The sequence below is a fragment of the Psychrobacillus sp. FSL W7-1457 genome (assembly GCF_038593405.1).
Taxonomy (GTDB): domain Bacteria; phylum Bacillota; class Bacilli; order Bacillales_A; family Planococcaceae; genus Psychrobacillus.
The window spans coordinates 2,412,016-2,428,981 of sequence record NZ_CP151993.1; the positions used below are offsets into that span (position 1 = coordinate 2,412,016).

Sequence of the window (16,966 nt, forward strand, 5' to 3'; positions counted from 1 at the left end):
TTCACCTCAATTATCATAGTTTGTTCTATTAAATGTTTCTAAAAAATACTCTTCTATTTCTATATTTTCTTCTAAAAGAGCAGCAACTACTGCCCCACCTGCCGGTAATATTTTCGGGAAGATTATATCTACATGAATACCTTCATTCTTAATCGTTCTTTCGATTGATTCTTTCAAAATGTCATATCTATTAAAAAGTCCACCTACTAAAACAACTCGTATAACATCATTCCCTTGGCTGAATAGCTGTTTTACAAGAGCAGATATCGCCAATCCAAGCTCTACTCCATTCTGATCGATGATGCGCTTGGCAATCATATCATTACGTTCTACCGCCTTCATAACAAGCACCGTGAGAGAGGATATCAGCTTTTTCGGATTGTCTGCCTGATAAATAACCGGAATAATATCCGGCAATTCTTCTTTAGTGAAATGCTGGATAAGTAGGTCAGACAATAATGTTTGTTCCATGAGACCGTCCCTCGCTTTAAAGGCAGCTTCTAATGCATCTCTTCCAATGGCATATCCACTACCTTGATCTCCAAACAGATGGCCCCATCCTCCTACACGCGCTCGATCGGAAGCTTCATTCACACCGTATGTGATTGCTCCAGTTCCAGCAATTTGGACTACCCCTGGTTTTCCTATTGTCCCGGAATAAAGTGCTGTAATCGCATCATGGTCTATAGTAATACTTACCTCTGAAGAAAATAGAGGTTGTAGTATGGCTTTTAAGGCGTCTTGATTGGTTATATTGCCCGCTCCTGCCATACCAGCAAATACACGCTTTACTAGTAAGAAATTTTGTGGTGCCAATTCTTTTAGTTCTCTTATAAGCTTTTGCAGTTCTGATTGGACAGCTGTTTTGCCCGTACTATTAATATTAGTTCCACCAACCGTTGCTTTTGCTACTACTTCCCCTTTAGATGTAGCAATGATTCCAGTAGTTTTCGTTCCTCCACCATCAATCCCTAACACATACATTCTCTACACCCCTTTTGACAATAAACAAGCCAACTCATAGAGAGTCAGCTTATGAATAAATTATTTCTTTGAATCCTTTGATAGAAAATTGACCGCATCTCGGGTAGCATCTAAATACTTAACCGTTTCTTCATATTGCAGAGAAGCAACTCCCATAAACAAAATATCCACCACTTGCAGCTGTCCAATTCGAGAGGAGGTAGCGCCACTACGAAACGTTGATTCTCTAGTGGCAGACGTATATAGCTTAATGTCTGCAATTTTAGAAACGATAGAGTTACCATATTTCGTAATACTGATAATAGAGATACCCTTTTCCTTAGCAAGCTCTAAAACTCTAGCAACTTCTGATGTCTCTCCAGAAAAGGAAATTGCTACAACCACATCCCCTTTTTCGGCAGTAGCTACGAGTGTCATTGCTAAATGCATATCTGGAAAGGCATAAGAGTTCTTGTTAATACGCAAAAACTTTTGTTGAGCATCTTGTGCAATGATATTAGAAGCTCCTACTCCAACAAAATGGATTGTATTGGCCACTCTAAGTAGGTCAATAGCTTTTTCTAATTCTTCGGTATTTAACATTTCAGCCGTTTCTCGAATCGTTTTAATACTATTGTTTGTCATCTTATCTATTATCGACATAATTGGTTCGTTCGGTTCTATATCTCTAAAACCATGCTCTGTTGTCTTTTGTAAATCTCCTGCAATTCTTAGCTTCAGATCTTGTAAGCCTTTTAAATCTAATGACTTACAAAGCCTGATGACTGCCGCCCCACTAGTAGAGCTTCTTTTCCCTAATTCGACTGCAGTTAAAGAAATTGCCTCTTGAGGATGATTTAATATATATCTTGCAATTTTCTTCTCAGAGGGTGGCAATGTATTCACCATTTCATTTAGCATAACTAGTCCACCGTTGGCAGATGACATAATTTATCCACTCATTTCTTCCTTGAAATAGCTATTTAACTCTACCTCTCCCTTTGGACTAGGTCACTGAGGTATTAAGTTAAAAGGCTTGTATTCATAATATATACCGTTAGATTGTAAATGGAGGAGCCCGTAACCGATGTTATTCTCCTGCTTCATCACATATTTTTTTGGTGAGGCATTGCCTGTAATAATGTATCTCACATCGCTAACTTCCCATTGGTCTTGCGTATGTAAATGTCCAAATAAAACTACAATGTCTCTAGAAGGTAATTCTTTTTTGTATTCGCTAAGTATATCTACTAATTGAACGGAATCTTCATATACCATTTCATGTGCAGTTCCAAAATGGTCCTTAGTAGGTACATGAGTAAGTACTACAATATGCTTTTGCTCATGGGTAGATAATACTTCCCTCAGGTAAGTTAACTGGGTTGAGTCTGAAAGCGTGAGACTTTGCCCTAAAGCACTATTTAAAATGATAAACAGTACTTTCCCATAAGTAAAATGATAGGATGGTGAACCCATAAAGCTCTGATATAGCGTTAAGTTTCCTCGAAATGCTTCATGATTCCCAGCAAGCGTTAATATGGGTATGTGTTTCTTCATATCCGAAAATAGAGATGTCTTCGCTAACTTAAATTCCTCTTCTGTCCCTTGATCTACAAAGTCACCCATATGTATGATAAACTCAGGTGCTTCATCCAATGAATGTACTAAAGCAGCTTTTCCATGCTCCAGCGTATGTGTATCTGGAATTATACCTACTATAAAGTTGTCCTCGTCTATTGGCCCTTTTATAGATTGAACAACAAAATTTTGCTGATATGGGTCCATTTCATTTCCTGCTCGATCCTTTGCATGAATAGAAAGGTAATGTGGACCATCTATTAAATGAGTACTAGATATCGCAAATCCCCAGCCTGTTTCTTCATCATAGAACACTTTTTGCTTTTCATTATTAATAGTAAGAATTATATCGTTCTTTTCAATCCCACTATGTTCATCACAAAGTCGAAAGCCAATCCGCGGTGTAGCTGTATAAATAACAGCGGAATCAGTTGGTGTGACATCAGATATAATGGGACATTCATAATCTTCACTTAAATCTATTAAATAATTTTTTTCTAGATGCGGTACCGACCAATTACCAGCCAAATCTTTTACTTGGATGCTAACTTTACAATTTCCCTCTTGAAGTTCTTTTACATGATAAGATATTTTGTTCGCTTGAATAGAAGGAACAACCAATTTATTATTGATTTTCATGATTAAAGAATCGAAATCTACACCTGACATGTCATCGCTCACTACTGCAGAAAAGACAAAGGAATTTCTATATACCTTCTCCTTTTGAGGTAATATGTCACTAAAAATTGGTCCCGTTAAGTCTTGATCATCAACATATACAAATGTAATATGATCCAAATAGAACTTTCCATTAATACTGGAGTCTTTTTGATTAACCAAATTTGTTTCTACTGCATATATTTGCTCCAACCTTAATGGAAGCTTCCAGTTTTGCTCCAAGTCTGCATCTAAGTATTTCCATCCATTCCAGCTAATATTTCCATTTGTTAAGTTAATTATCTTCCGTTCATTATCTCCATCTATTATTGTTGCTCGTAGCCATGGTGTTTTTCCATCACTATGTACCCAAACTGCCAGCTTTTTTGGCATCTGCTTTGTCACTAACTTCTTTTTAAACTTGATATACATAGCTCCATTTCCTTTAACCCAACCTCCGTAGTTAAAGTTAACCTCTAAGCTATACTTTCCATGTTTGACGTGATCCTTGTTTAAAGATAAATAATAGGAGGAGACAAAGGAATGATTGGTTTCATAGTCACTAAGATTGGCATTATTGAAATCGTCCAAGATTAGCTTCTTATGTTCCTTCATCCTTTTCCCTCCTCTTATAATTTCATATCCACTATTTCTATAGCTTTTCTTACAAAACCGTTTGCCTGTTTAATATAATCTATTGCCTCTTCATAATTAACATTAGCTTTCATCATTACTATCGCAGGTTTTACTTCATTATTTGCAAGCTCTAAAAATTCTTCTGCCTCTTTATATGACCGGTTAGTAATCGTTTGAATAATACCCTTCGCTCGCTCTTTAAGCTTTTCATTACTAACGGAAACATCTACCATTAAGTTTTCATAAACCTTACCTAGCTTAATCATAACCGTTGTTGAAATCATATTTAAAATGAGCTTATGTGCAGTAGCTGCTTTCATCCTTGTAGACCCCGTAATTACCTCTGGTCCAGTCTCTACCTCAATTTTAATAGTAGCATGTTCACTGATAGAGGAATTTTTGTTTGCAGTTAAACTGATTGTTTGTGCACCAACCTCATTAGCGTATTCCAATGCCCCAATTACATATGGTGTTCTTCCACTCGCTGCTATTCCTATCACTACATCATAACTAGACAAAGCTCTTTCTCTTAAATCCTCTTTACCTTTCTCTGGACTATCCTCGGCACCCTCTACCGCTTTTTCGAAAGCTGAAAGTCCACCTGCCATAACAGCCTGCACTAAATTGGGCGGTGTCCCAAAGGTGGGTGGACATTCGACCGCATCTAAAATACCTAGTCTCCCACTTGTTCCTGCTCCAACATAAAATAGTCTCCCACCAGATTTCAATGAGTTGAATACAGCCTCTGCAGCCCTTTCAATATCATCTATTTCATCCTGTACACATTCAGCAACACGTTTATCCTCTTCATTAATCATTGCTAAAATGCTTTTAGTAGACATATGATCAATGTTTATGGAATGGCTATTTCTCTGTTCAGTTGACAGTTTATTCAAATTAGATAAATCATTCATTTTAATCATCCTAGTTATATATGTCGTATATTTTCTTTTCTTTTTGAAAGCCTTCTATTAAATCTTGACAATTCTCTATATATTCTTTTGTCGTTCCATTCCAAATACGTTCCCTTATGCTTTTAGAACCAGCCAACAAGTCAAAGAAATACTTCTTCTGCTCATTTTCTATAAATGAGAAGTCATTTGGATACATTTCTGCGATTGTTTCTATAAGCAACAGACCAGTTTCCCATGCATTTAATGTGCGACGATCGACAATATGTAGCTGAATTCCGCTGCAAATGACATTCATATACTTTTGATAGGTTGGCTTAAAAGAAATGGGCCTTGCGATAATTCCTTCTATCTTTTTCTCATTAAATGCCTTTGCAAGCCTTTGCCCATCCACATAAGGAGCACCAATCCATTCAAAGGGTCTTGTAGTGCCTCTCCCTTCAGATAAGTTAGTTCCTTCTATTAAACAGGTTCCAGGATATAATACATTCATATCAATGTTAGTAGTATTTGGAGAAGGGGGTACCCACAATACAGGAGTGTCATCAAAGTACATAGCACGATGCCATCCCTCCATTGGAACAACTGTTAAATCACAATTATAGCCAAACTTATATTTAAATAACTGTGCAAGTTCCCCTACAGTCATCCCATGCCTATTTGGAATAGGTAGCAAACCAACAAAGGAGCGAACATCCTCTTCCACAAGATTTCCTTCTATTCGGTCACCAGAAATCGGATTTGGTCGATCCAATACAACAAACTGCTTTCCTTGCTCTCCACAGGCTTCCATTACATACGCCATTGTATAGATGTACGTGAAGTATCTTGAACCAATATCCTGTAGATCAAAAACAATTACATCAACAGATTCTAACATCTCTTGTGTAGGCTTCCTTGAATCACCATATAGACTGTAAACCGGAAGATTTGTGAAAGGGTCTATCGATGACTGGACTCCCTCTCCTTCTTTCGCATCTCCACGAATCCCATGTTCTGGTCCATATAATGCTGTAAGATTTATGCCAGGATGATCGACAAATAATTCAATAGTCGGAGTGAGCTTTTGGTTTACCCCCGTCATATTTGTCACCAAGCCTATACTTTTCCCCATAAAAGGTTTATAGCCATCTTCCAAAAATACTTCTACCCCTAACTTCATGTGCTTCCTCCATTAAATTAGACATTTGAGGGTTCATACTTTGTAAATGTTTTAGACGCTCCCCATGTGAGGATAAAGGCAGTTACACTTCCGCCAAAGAAAAAGAGCAAAGCAGGAATGGTTATAAAAGTTACATAGTGAACAAATAATAATATGGCAATCAATGCAATCGTTAGTATAGGATGAATGACTCCTATCACAAATGCCCATTTAATATTCTGTAAGGTGCTTATATTAAAATGTACAAAGATTGGGAACGAATATAACAATACAATCAGTAAAACTATAAATAACGCAATTACCCCATAGCTAGCCACAAAGTAAACCATATTCTCCTGAGCTCTTAAAATTTGCAGCTCGATATATAGTAGGTATCCTATACCGGCAAGTATGTATCCGAGTAGATTAGCTTTAAAAAATTCTTGACGATAAGATTTCCAAAAGGTTTGAAATACGGGAATATCGGTATCTCCAGAAACCCATTTTCTTACTACTGCAAACATACCCGCCGTTGCAGGCATGAGCCCAAAAAAGAACAAGCCTACTAGTGTGAATACAAACCAAAGTATGTTCAAGTATGCTAACCTCATTGCCCATACTGCGAACTGATAGTATCCATTAACAAAACTGTTCATAGTAGACTCTCCCTTCTATGTTTATATTGAAAAGCGTAGGCGCCTATTCCTGCCCCGACAGGCAAATGGAAAAAAGCGAGGAGGCAGCTCTTCAGCCACCGTAGCTTTTAACCATTTGACCCGAGGGGCAAGGCGCCGAAGCCAGACACCATGAAAAGCGGAGGCGCCTATCCCTGCCCCGACAGGCAAATGGAATAAAGCGAGGAGGCAGCTCTTCAGCCACTGCAGCTTTTAACCATTTGACCCGAGGGGCAAGGCGCCGAAGCCAGACACCATGAAAAGCGTAGGCGCCTATCCCTGCCCCGACAGGCAAATGGAATAAAGCGAGGAGGCAGCTCTTCAGCCACCGCAGCTTTTAACCATTTGACCCGAGGGGCAAGGCGCCGAAGCCAGACACCATGAAAAGCGTAGGCGCCTATCCCTGCCCCGACAGGCAAATGGAATAAAGCGAGGAGGCAGCTCTTCAGCCACCGCAGCTTTTAACCATTTGACCCGAGGGGCAAGGCGCCGAAGCCAGACACCATGAAAAGCGTAGGCGCCTATCCCTGCCCCGACAGGCAAATGGAATAAAGCGAGGAGGCAGCTCTTCAGCCACCGCAGCTTTTAACCATTTGACCCGAGGGGCAAGGCGCCGAAGCCAGACACCATGAAAAGCGTAGGCGCCTATCCCTGCCCCGACAGGCAAATGGAATAAAGCGAGGAGGCAGCTCTTCAGCCACCGCAGCTTTTAACCATTTGACCCGAGGGGCAAGGCGCCGAAGCCAGACACCATGAAAAGCTATTCTTTAATCGAACCGATTAATACACCTTGGACAAAGAACCGTTGTAAAAATGGGTAAACAATTAGTAGTGGCAAAGAGGAGATAATGATGACCGCATATTTAATAAGGCCACCTGTCCTCACCTGTTGGATGAGCGATTCAGTTTGCTCCCCAGATCCTTCACCTAGTTGTGCCTGATTTACTACTAAAATTTCCCTCAAAATGAGCTGCAGAGGATATTTATCCCGATCAGACAAATAAATTAACGCATTAAAATATTGATTCCATAAGCCAACTGCATGGAACAATGCCATAACCGCTATAATTGGCAATGATAGTGGTAATACAATTTTGATAAACATATAAAAATCAGATGCTCCGTCAATTTTAGCCGCTTCTACTAACTGATCTGGAATACTACTTTGGAAGAAAGTTCTCGCTACTAAAATAGACCAAGCCCCAACCACTCCAGGTATTACAATAGCCCAAATGGTATCAAGCATTCCTAAATTTTTAATCACTAAATAAGTTGGAATCAAACCACCGCTGAACATCATTGTGAATAGAACAAACCATAAGATATACTTACTTCCCATCAACTCTTTTCTAGAAAGTGCATAAGCACATGGCAATAGCACAAATAAATGGAGAAGTGTTCCTACTGCGGTATATAAAATGGTATTGCGATACCCTAACCAAATAGAGTCATTTTGTAATATTTTTCTATACCCTTCAAACGTAATATCAACTGGCCATAACCACATTTTCCCTGAGCTTACGGCTAAGGGATCACTTATGGAGGCACTGATAACAAAGACAAGTGGATAAACTATTAAAATGACGATGAACGTTAAGAATATTTTGTTTAGCACGTCAAAGCCTTTATCAGACAAACTAACTTTTTTCATTTGAACCCCTCCTTACCATAAGCTGTTATTGCTAGTTTTTCTTGCAACATAATTGAAGGTTATTAATAAAGCTATGTTAATGATGGAGTCAAATAAACCAATAGCTGCTGCAAAACTATATTGACCTTCTAGTAACCCAGCTTGATATACATAGGTTTGTATGACATCTGAGGTTTCAGAGTTCAAGCTATTTTGTAATAATAAAACTTTTTCAAATCCTACAGACATAAAACTACCAATGTTTAAAATTAGAAGCACGACAATTGTTGGAAAAATGCCCGGTATGTTGATATGTAGAATTCGTTGTAATTTGGACGCCCCGTCGACTTCTGCTGCTTCATGTAGTTCTGGGTTAATGCCCGCTAATGCAGCTAAGTAAATAATGGAGCTCCATCCTAATGTTTGCCATACTCCAGACCAAACAAATATATGTCTAAACCAACTAGCCTCATCTAAAAAGCGAATTTGTTCCCCGCCAAATAGAGTAATGATTTGATTGACTAAACCGTTTACAGGATCCAAGAAAATAACAATCATCCCAACTACTACAACTACGGATATAAAGTGAGGAGCATATGTAAGTGTTTGAGCCCATTTTTTAAAAGCACCATTTTTCAGCTCGTTTAATGAAAGGGCCAAAATAATTGGCAAAGGGAATAATAACAATTGATATAGACTAAGAATGATTGTATTTTTTATTAATCTCCAAAAGTAGTATGAATCAAAAAAGCGCGTAAAATGATCAAATCCAATCCATGGACTTCCCCAAATCCCTTGATTAGCCATAAAGTTTTTAAAGGCTATTTGTACTCCATACATAGGAACATAGTGAAAGATTAAAAAATATAAAAGCGCAGGAAGTAAGAAAACATAGAGCTGCCAGCTTTTTAGGAAATTTCTTTTGATTTTAGCAAAACGACTCACTTTCGGAACAACCCCATGCTTTGCTTTTGTTTCATTAATGTGCATATTTTTACCCCCTTCTCCCCGTTTTTCTAATATTGCAGAGGAAGATACTTCCTCTGCAAATTAGAAAGCAACTCATTTATTAATCTTTGTATCTTTCATACGCCTTTTGTTGAAGCTCCATGAAGTCCTTTAATCCCATTTTTTCAATGGTTCCCACATAAGAGTCCCATTCAGTTAAAGGAGTTTCTCCTGTTATAAATTTCGCTTGCATTTCTTGTACGTATTTATCAATATCTGCTTTTAAAACTGATACTCGATCATTTTCCTCTGCAGTATAGGTAAAGTTAGGCCATACTTCATCTATTAAATATGGTTCAAGCTCTTTCGTAGCCTCTTTATCACCTGGTGCATTCTCTGATCCAGTGAAGTAATCATCTGTAATCATTACGGGATGATTTCCACCTGGATTGATTAAATATTTTGCTAGTTCTTGTGTCATAGTAAGTCCGTCTTTACTATTTGTGATTTTATCTAATAGCTTCGGTCCATCAGCTGTTTGTTCAAATGTTTCTCCTTCAATTCCCATGAAGAACATTAAAGCTCCCTCATCACTGTAGAAATGATCTAACCATCTTACCGTTTCAGCAGGGTATTTATTTTCACTCGTAATAGCAAAGTTCCCTAAATCTCTTAATGGAGAGGTAATTCCTGTGTATAATTTTTCCCCACTCGGGCCAGCTAGTGCATTACCTACCACATAGTCCTTACCGATTTCTTCTCCAAATAGTTCAACAGGGTTGTAGAATTGAGTAGCTCCATACAACTCCTCAGCTGCAGCTGCCAAATATTTAGGTACGTCAATGGAGTAAATTCCTTGATCGATTAAGCCCTCTGAGTATAATTTATGCATATACTCTAACATTTCTTTATACTCTGGAGCAGTTGGGAAGAAACGAAGCTCACCAGCTGAGTCGGTATCAAGTAAGGTGTGAAGAGATCCTTTGTTTTGTACACCGAATGCACCGGAAATCCAATGTAGTATACGAGTCATAGAAACACTACTTAAAGGAATCTCGTCATTTTTTCCATTTCCATTCAAGTCAGTTTCTTTTACTGCCTTCAAGTAAGCATATAGCTCATCTAAATTCTCAGGGTTTTTCATACCTAATTGATCTAACCAATCTTGTTTGATCCAAGGCTTAGCACCTATTAATAGAGAAGTGAACTCTGGTGAATAAATAGTAGGGAACGAATAAATATTCCCATCTGGGAAAGTAAGTCCTTTCTTAATTTCCGGATTTGCTTCTAACACTTTACTTAGGTTAGGTGCATAATCCTCAATTAAGTCGTTTAATGGAATAAATGTGCCTTGTTGGCCGTATTTCTGTAAATCCCCTACTGGAATTGTTGCCGCATAAAACACGTCAGGCAATGTTCCACTAGCTAAAGCAAGATTTCGTTTTTCTTGTAATCCATCGGCTGGTACCTGCTGCCAGGTGATATCTATATTTGACATTTTTTCATATTCATTAAGTATTAATACATCGTTCCAGTCATCAGCTGTAGTAGCTGACTTACCAGCAAAAATGTCCAATTTAATTGTTTCGTTTACAATGGGCATTCCAGTTTTGTTAAAATTTTTGCTATCTGGTTCTACAGTACCTTTTGCTTCATCATCCGAACATGCTGCTAAGGCTAATGCTGCTATAAGTGCTAACGAAATTATCTTTTTACCTCTCATTTGTAATACCCCCTAGTTTTTTTAAAATAGTCAATGCGCTATTTCTGTAAACATATCTTCCCTCCCTGCTTATGTATCCCTCACCCCCTAAAATGTCTGATTTTCAAGTAAAGTTACTGGAAGTTTTCCACTAACGGAGACTTTTCCAAATATTGCTTGAGCTGCGGTTCTTAGTGCAAGATAAGTAAACTCGTAGGTTGCTAAGTATGCAGCTACCTTTGGGAAAAACCTTAAATCATACGGATTTCTCATTGCTACACCAACAATCGGAATATCTATTTTTAAAAGTCTATTAAACAACTCCATCTCAGAACTTGAACCCGAGACGGAAAGAGTACCAATAACAATTACATCAAATTCTTTTGCTCTTTGAATGAGTAAATCCATATCATTTAGAGTGAATGATTCAGGAAAATCATAAGCCTCTACTTGATCACTAAATTCCTTCATTGCATCACTTAGTGTTGTTTTTATTTCCTTTACATCCTCAACACCGTAAATAGTTTGGTTAGGTGGATTAATTACTAATATATTTTGATCCATCTTTAAAGGAAGTAGGCCCTCATTCTTCACGATTGTAATGCTCTCTTTAAATACCTTCTCAGCTAATATTTTATGTTCTTCACTACCAAGGGAAACAAACTCGGAATGGAAGGGAGTGTTTTCCCAAGACAAATATTTTTCCTTAAGTCTATTAATGCGATTAAGGGAAGCCTTTAAGCTCTCTTCTTGTAATACACCCTGAGCTAAGGCTAGCTCTAATTCCTTTATCGTACGTAGCTGTACTTCATGTGTATGTGAGACCATTACTAAGTCTACGCCTGCATTAAGGGCCTCAACGGCACCTTTTTCAGTACCAATTGTTTCTGAAATTGCCTTCATTTCCAGACAATCTGTTGTGACCACACCGTCAAATCCAAGTTCCTCTCTCAACAGCCCACTAATCACTTTTTTGGACAAAGTAGCAGGGACATTTTCTCTATCCTCAATTGCAGGAAAATAAACATGAGCAGACATAATAGTATCTGCCCCTTCTGCAATGCAAGCTTTGAATGGTACAAGCTCTACTTCATCTAACCTTTCTCTTGTATGACCAATCACCGGTAAGGATAAATGAGAATCTACATTTGAATCACCGTGGCCTGGGAAATGCTTTAGCGTAGTGATCACTCCAGCACTTTGCAATCCCTTCATCGCATTTTTTCCAAATTCAGCTACTAAATGTGGATTTTCTCCAAAAGAACGAACCCCAATAACCGGATTATCCGGGTTATTATTTACATCTAGTACAGGTGCTAAATTCCAATTAACCCCTAACTCTTTTAGCTCTTTTCCAGTGGCAAGGCTTATATCAAAAGCATTTTCTGAGTTTTCCGTTGCCCCAATGGACATTGCTCCAGGGAATGTAGTTGCACCTTTCCCCAATCTACGCACTACCCCATTCTCTTGATCCAAGCAAATCAGAAGAGGATATTCATAGCCTGCTTTTTGTGCTTCACGCTGAAGAGAAGAGGTTAAATTTAAGAGTTCCTGAGGTGTTCCAACATTATGACTGAACAATATAATTCCACCAATTCGGTGTCGATGGATCTGCTCAACGATACTCTTTGGTGCAATTTTCCCTTTAAATCCTACAACCATTAATTGTCCAACTTGAATAGACGCAACCTGTTGACTCAAATAAACACCTTCTTTATATTAATCAATTTAAAAAATAGTTCTCATAAAAACAACTTTTCTATTAAGTCTGAATATTAAATAACATATCATATTTATTTTGAAAATGAAACATGATTTTTGAAATTTATAATTATTTTCGTTTTAATATTTCAATTTATGTTTTAATAAAGATAGATTTCATCCATATAAAAAACCTGAAGCCTAAACGGCTTCAGGTTTTGAATAGCTTACTTTTTGGTTTTTGTTTCCTCGGCATTCTTGCTTTCCATCCCTGTGTAAGAAATAGATGTTACACCATAAGTGTAACGCTTATTCGGATCCACGTTCTGATCTTGAAAGTTAGCAAAGCCGTTTTGGTCAAAAACTACCCCGACAATATTTTTAGGGTCATTGTAATCCCCAGCGTGATTGCCCTCGAAGCGGTAAATCACATATTTCCTAGCATCTTTCCGCTTCTTATTGTCGATTGATATTTGAACAGAGTTCCCATCATTTTTAGCAGTCACTAGTATAGGTTTTTTAGGTTCTTCTGCTCCGTTCCATGGAGTAGGAGGGGTTAAGGATTTTGTCTGATAAATTTCATTTTCTACTATATCAGCATAGCCAAGCTTATTTGCAAGGATATCCCGGAGAGTAAAATGCATTTGGCCCATCGTCTTTCCATTTATACGGTTGTCCAAAATTTGCTCTGGTAATTCATACGGATTGTCCCACGCCGTATCAAAGTTAGCATTTACTTTGTAATCTGCCATTCCAATGTAAAGATTTATCGGATATCCTTCTGTTTGTCTACTCCACCACTCTAGAAGTACCGAATAGTTTGCTATAGCCAACTGACGAGACCAGTATACTTGCGGTGTAATATAGTCTATATACCCTGATTGAATCCACTTTCTACTGTCTGCGAAAAGTGAGTCATAGTGTGCAGATCCATTTGTCTCGCTTCCATTCGGATCATCCTTACTATTTCTCCAAATTCCTGATGGAGAAATACCAAATTGTACCCAAGGCTTAATTTGTTTGATATTACTATTAATATGTTGAACTAGCTCATTCACATTATTACGTCTCCAGTCACCGATGTCGTTAAAGTCAGTACCATACTGTGCGTATGTTGCAGCGTCATCAAAATTAACTCCTGGATAGAAATAATCATCCATATGAACCGCATCCACGTCATAATTTGACACTAGTTCTTTTACAGTGTCTATTAAGTAACTTTGGACACCTGGAATTCCTGGATTTAAGTAATATTGAGTCCCATGCTTAACTACCCATTCAGGATGAATAGAAGCTATATTATTTGATGCTAGTTCCTCTAGTTTTTGATTAGCCATCGTAACTCGGTAAGGATTGATCCAAGCATGTAACTCCATACCATGTTCATGTGCAGTATCTAGCATAATTTGCAACGGGTCGTACCCTGGGTTTGTCCCTTGCTTACTACCTGTGATGTAACGTGACCAAGGTGCTAACTCAGATGGATATAATGCATCTGCAGTTGGTTTAACTTGAAAAACAACCGTATTAAAATTTTTTCTTTCTAACTCTTTGATGGTAGAGCGAGCCCATGATGTATAAGCAGCTTCATCCATACCTGGCTTCAAGTCTATATTTGCTACAGTAGAAATCCATGAAGCTCTCATTTCAACCTTAGGAGAGATTGTACTCACCGCACTTCCTGTTTCGATACTTGTAAAGAATAGAGTAAACGTAAGTAACACAGCAATAAAGGCTTTAAAATACCTTCTGTTCATTCTTTTCCTCCTCTTTCCAATTTATATTTTATAAAACTAAAAAATACCCTCCTTTTCCATAAGATTTATATAATACTAAGTTATTAGTGTGATGCTAGAGAAGGAAAATCTATAATTCACTACCACATGTAATTGTGGTTTCTTCTTGGCTCACTTTCTCCACTTTAGATACTTATTACCGCTACAAAACTATTACTTCACAACACTATTACTCAAAATAACTAAATTTTACAAAATATTAGCAATAATTTGTATATTATTTGAATTGATAAAAAAAGTCAATATAATTCTTTTTAAATAAAATATAGTTTCATTATTTTCCAATAAAAAAACTCATTAATTACTACTTAAACTTAAGTGTAACGAATGAGTTTCTTATATTTATGAAATAAAGATTTATTTTCCTTTGAAAAACGCGAGAAATTAACTTAAGGCTTTTCTATCGAATTTTCTATTGTCTCAATAAATTCCAACAAGGAATTTAAATGCACGTTTTCTTCCCCAAACATAATTTTAATAAAATCAATGTACGCCATTGCAACCTCTTCATTTTTGTACCCTTGCCAGTCAAAAGGAAAAAGAGCATATGCATGGCGGTGTAAAAGCTCCGTCGTAAGCATTTGTTTAGACGGGTCTTTTTGAAGATATTCTTGTACATGCTGATTTATTTCTTCCATTCGATCTACTCCTGTTTGAGGAGGAGGAGAAGAAGGATTTACCTGCTGAGTCAAACCAAACTTACTAATTGTGATAGTATCAGTAATTCCAGCACTACCCAAAAGTAAAAGTGCTAGTGTTTGAACGGTCGGAGAAACGTCAGGATATTCTACAATTGCCTTAATTTCAGGAATAGCTGAATGGATGTCTTTATAAAAAGCTTGCTGTAGGATTTGCTCCTGTTCAACAAAGCTTAGTTGTTTAAACGTTTTTAACTCAAGTTGCTCCTTCTCAATAGGTATAAGAGCATTTCCCTCATTATCATCTATAAGCGGTTGCTCATTAGCAAGGCGATTACTTAAATCTTTTAGCTGATTAAAATTGGTCTTTCTTTCATCTGAAAAATTATATTCAGTTAAAATTCGGTTAATCACTTGATTTAACTCGTAATACTCCTTTAAATCTAATAATATAGTCAAATAAAGCTCTACTATCTGTTCAAAAACCGGAGATTTTTCTTCTAGTAGGCCCTCACATATTTGCTTTGCCTCTTTGGCCCTCCTAGTTTCTAACAAGGTAAGCACATAAACACTTAGAATCACATCATCGAGCACCACATATTTCTTCGCTTCGTCAAAGCAAGCTGCTGCTTTAACATAATTATTAGCCTCCGCATAGGCAAGCCCATCACTTATTAATGTGTCCACCATTCCCGGAAACACAATTACATTTTCATTTGTTTGGAGGTTATGTTTTTTCTTCTTCAATATATTCAGCCGCCTTTTATATTCACTATGTATATGTATTATTTTATACTAACTCTTACTTATGTACTAACTACAAACTGTAAAAAAGGCAATTCATTTATAATCGCAAGAAATAAAATCAGCCTGGTTATATTTTACCTATTATAAAAATAACTATGTGAGAAATTAACGTTATTAAGATAGGGTATTATTATTATTATATAAAAATAAAAGGATATCCCTAAATAATTCTTTCAAGGAATACCCTTTCAAACACTCACTTATTTATTGAAGCTATCTTCTTGTCTACTAATTGTATCATTCATCGGAAAGTCTTAGTTTTCTTTGGCTTTTTGTGTATGGTTTTTTTCCGTATTTGGAGGCTGCTCCTGGAAACTATTAGGCTGTCTAGTATCTTTTTCATCTTTGGGATGAGCAGAATTACCTTGCTCTTGAAAGCTATTTGGTTGTCTCATATCTTTTTGTTCGTTTTTTTGTTGCATTAAGATTTCCTTCTTTCTCTAGATGGATTTACTATATATATTCCCTTTTAGAGATTAGTGAAACCCTTAGAGAAAAAATTAAGCCATCTGTATATAGATTACAGATGACTAGGACTTACGCGATTTGTTCATTGTTTTCTTCCATAAGACTGTTATAAATAGAAAAATCAGCCTCGTATGAATCTATATAGGTAGACAAGCTATGTTTTTTAACAAATTCTAAATGAACAGGATCTACTATTTTATATGTTTCGTTAAGTGTCCCCGCATTAGTCCAGGCTGTTTCCTCAAAGACAAGATTCATTTCATGTTCTTCCAAAATCACAGATAACATTTCTAAATTATTGTAAATTTCTTTTATCGAATGATTTCGTTTCATATGAAAAATTTCTTTTGTTCGCTCCAGAGTATTCATTAATGCAACACGATCCATGGCATGACCTAGCTCATGCATTGTTAGTATTTTAACATATAACTCCATTGTTAAAGAGCAAGGCATCTCTTCTATGGCTATAAATAATCTGTGCAAATCTACTCCGATATAATTGCCTATAAAGTTGTAGCTCATATTAATCCCTGAATTGTCTTTATAAACCTCCATTGTCATGTTAACCGAGTGCACTGTTGAATGGATTATTTCTTCTATATTATTTTGTGTTTTAACATCTGTCATTTTGTTTCTTTTTTACCCCTTGTAAGTTTATTCTAAGGACGAGTTTTCAATGAGTAATACTATATAACAACAACTAAAATTTTACAATA

The 16,966-nt window shown here is 37.0% G+C and carries 14 protein-coding genes; all 14 read right to left on the reverse strand.

Annotation, left to right across the window (positions count from 1 at the left end):
* Positions 1–6: 6 nt before the first annotated feature.
* The 14 genes from NSQ95_RS11745 to NSQ95_RS11810 all read right to left on the reverse strand — a co-directional run bounded on the left by NSQ95_RS11745 (position 7) and on the right by NSQ95_RS11810 (position 16,877).
* Positions 7–984, reverse strand: a complete 978-nt coding sequence (locus NSQ95_RS11745; protein ID WP_340883132.1) for a BadF/BadG/BcrA/BcrD ATPase family protein — start codon at positions 982–984, stop codon at positions 7–9.
* 60 nt (positions 985–1,044) lie between these two features.
* A complete protein-coding gene (locus NSQ95_RS11750; protein WP_251553447.1) occupies positions 1,045–1,911 on the reverse strand; it encodes a MurR/RpiR family transcriptional regulator in 867 nt (288 codons plus the stop codon).
* Positions 1,912–1,974: 63 nt separating this feature from the next.
* Entirely contained in the window at positions 1,975–3,813 is a 1,839-nt protein-coding gene (locus NSQ95_RS11755; RefSeq protein ID WP_340883131.1) for a metallophosphoesterase, read from the reverse strand.
* A 14-nt stretch (positions 3,814–3,827) separates the two neighbouring features.
* On the reverse strand, positions 3,828–4,748 hold the full coding sequence (gene murQ, locus NSQ95_RS11760; RefSeq protein WP_342559678.1) for an N-acetylmuramic acid 6-phosphate etherase: 921 nt from the start codon (positions 4,746–4,748) through the stop codon (positions 3,828–3,830).
* Between the two features lie 10 nt (positions 4,749–4,758).
* On the reverse strand, positions 4,759–5,907 hold the full coding sequence (locus NSQ95_RS11765) for a DUF1343 domain-containing protein (protein ID WP_340883129.1): 1,149 nt from the start codon (positions 5,905–5,907) through the stop codon (positions 4,759–4,761).
* Between the two features lie 17 nt (positions 5,908–5,924).
* Positions 5,925–6,542 carry a YesL family protein gene (locus NSQ95_RS11770; RefSeq protein ID WP_169359856.1) on the reverse strand — a complete coding sequence of 206 codons (618 nt, stop codon included), beginning with the start codon at positions 6,540–6,542 and terminating at the stop codon, positions 5,925–5,927.
* Positions 6,543–7,320: 778 nt separating this feature from the next.
* Positions 7,321–8,211, reverse strand: coding sequence for a carbohydrate ABC transporter permease (locus tag NSQ95_RS11775; protein WP_340883128.1), 891 nt, complete (start codon positions 8,209–8,211; stop codon positions 7,321–7,323).
* A gap of 12 nt (positions 8,212–8,223) precedes the next feature.
* Positions 8,224–9,180, reverse strand: a complete 957-nt coding sequence (locus NSQ95_RS11780) for an ABC transporter permease subunit (RefSeq protein ID WP_169359854.1) — start codon at positions 9,178–9,180, stop codon at positions 8,224–8,226.
* Between the two features lie 79 nt (positions 9,181–9,259).
* Positions 9,260–10,861: an extracellular solute-binding protein gene (locus tag NSQ95_RS11785; RefSeq protein WP_169359853.1), complete on the reverse strand. Its 1,602-nt coding sequence runs from the start codon at positions 10,859–10,861 to the stop codon at positions 9,260–9,262.
* Positions 10,862–10,948: 87 nt separating this feature from the next.
* Positions 10,949–12,541, reverse strand: coding sequence for a glycoside hydrolase family 3 N-terminal domain-containing protein (locus NSQ95_RS11790; protein ID WP_342559679.1), 1,593 nt, complete (start codon positions 12,539–12,541; stop codon positions 10,949–10,951).
* Between the two features lie 227 nt (positions 12,542–12,768).
* The gene (locus NSQ95_RS11795) at positions 12,769–14,298 is read right to left on the reverse strand and encodes a family 10 glycosylhydrolase (protein ID WP_340883126.1); all 1,530 of its coding nucleotides are present in this window, start codon (positions 14,296–14,298) and stop codon (positions 12,769–12,771) included.
* 428 nt (positions 14,299–14,726) lie between these two features.
* Entirely contained in the window at positions 14,727–15,722 is a 996-nt protein-coding gene (locus NSQ95_RS11800) for a DUF3196 family protein (protein ID WP_340883125.1), read from the reverse strand.
* A 314-nt stretch (positions 15,723–16,036) separates the two neighbouring features.
* Entirely contained in the window at positions 16,037–16,204 is a 168-nt protein-coding gene (locus NSQ95_RS11805) for a hypothetical protein (protein ID WP_298471596.1), read from the reverse strand.
* Positions 16,205–16,319: 115 nt separating this feature from the next.
* Positions 16,320–16,877, reverse strand: a complete 558-nt coding sequence (locus tag NSQ95_RS11810) for an integrase (RefSeq protein WP_340883124.1) — start codon at positions 16,875–16,877, stop codon at positions 16,320–16,322.
* Positions 16,878–16,966 lie beyond the last annotated feature (89 nt).

Coding starts and splice junctions, on each gene's coding strand:
- NSQ95_RS11805 (WP_298471596.1), bottom strand. CDS start 16,204: ATGCAACAAAAAAACGAACAAAAAGATATGAGACAACCAAATAGCTTT.
- NSQ95_RS11785 (WP_169359853.1), bottom strand. CDS start 10,861: ATGAGAGGTAAAAAGATAATTTCGTTAGCACTTATAGCAGCATTAGCC.
- NSQ95_RS11765 (WP_340883129.1), bottom strand. CDS start 5,907: ATGAAGTTAGGGGTAGAAGTATTTTTGGAAGATGGCTATAAACCTTTT.
- NSQ95_RS11795 (WP_340883126.1), bottom strand. CDS start 14,298: ATGAACAGAAGGTATTTTAAAGCCTTTATTGCTGTGTTACTTACGTTT.
- NSQ95_RS11770 (WP_169359856.1), bottom strand. CDS start 6,542: ATGAACAGTTTTGTTAATGGATACTATCAGTTCGCAGTATGGGCAATG.
- NSQ95_RS11775 (WP_340883128.1), bottom strand. CDS start 8,211: ATGAAAAAAGTTAGTTTGTCTGATAAAGGCTTTGACGTGCTAAACAAA.
- NSQ95_RS11745 (WP_340883132.1), bottom strand. CDS start 984: ATGTATGTGTTAGGGATTGATGGTGGAGGAACGAAAACTACTGGAATC.
- NSQ95_RS11755 (WP_340883131.1), bottom strand. CDS start 3,813: ATGAAGGAACATAAGAAGCTAATCTTGGACGATTTCAATAATGCCAAT.
- NSQ95_RS11750 (WP_251553447.1), bottom strand. CDS start 1,911: ATGTCATCTGCCAACGGTGGACTAGTTATGCTAAATGAAATGGTGAAT.
- NSQ95_RS11810 (WP_340883124.1), bottom strand. CDS start 16,877: ATGACAGATGTTAAAACACAAAATAATATAGAAGAAATAATCCATTCA.
- murQ (WP_342559678.1), bottom strand. CDS start 4,748: ATGAATGATTTATCTAATTTGAATAAACTGTCAACTGAACAGAGAAAT.
- NSQ95_RS11780 (WP_169359854.1), bottom strand. CDS start 9,180: ATGCACATTAATGAAACAAAAGCAAAGCATGGGGTTGTTCCGAAAGTG.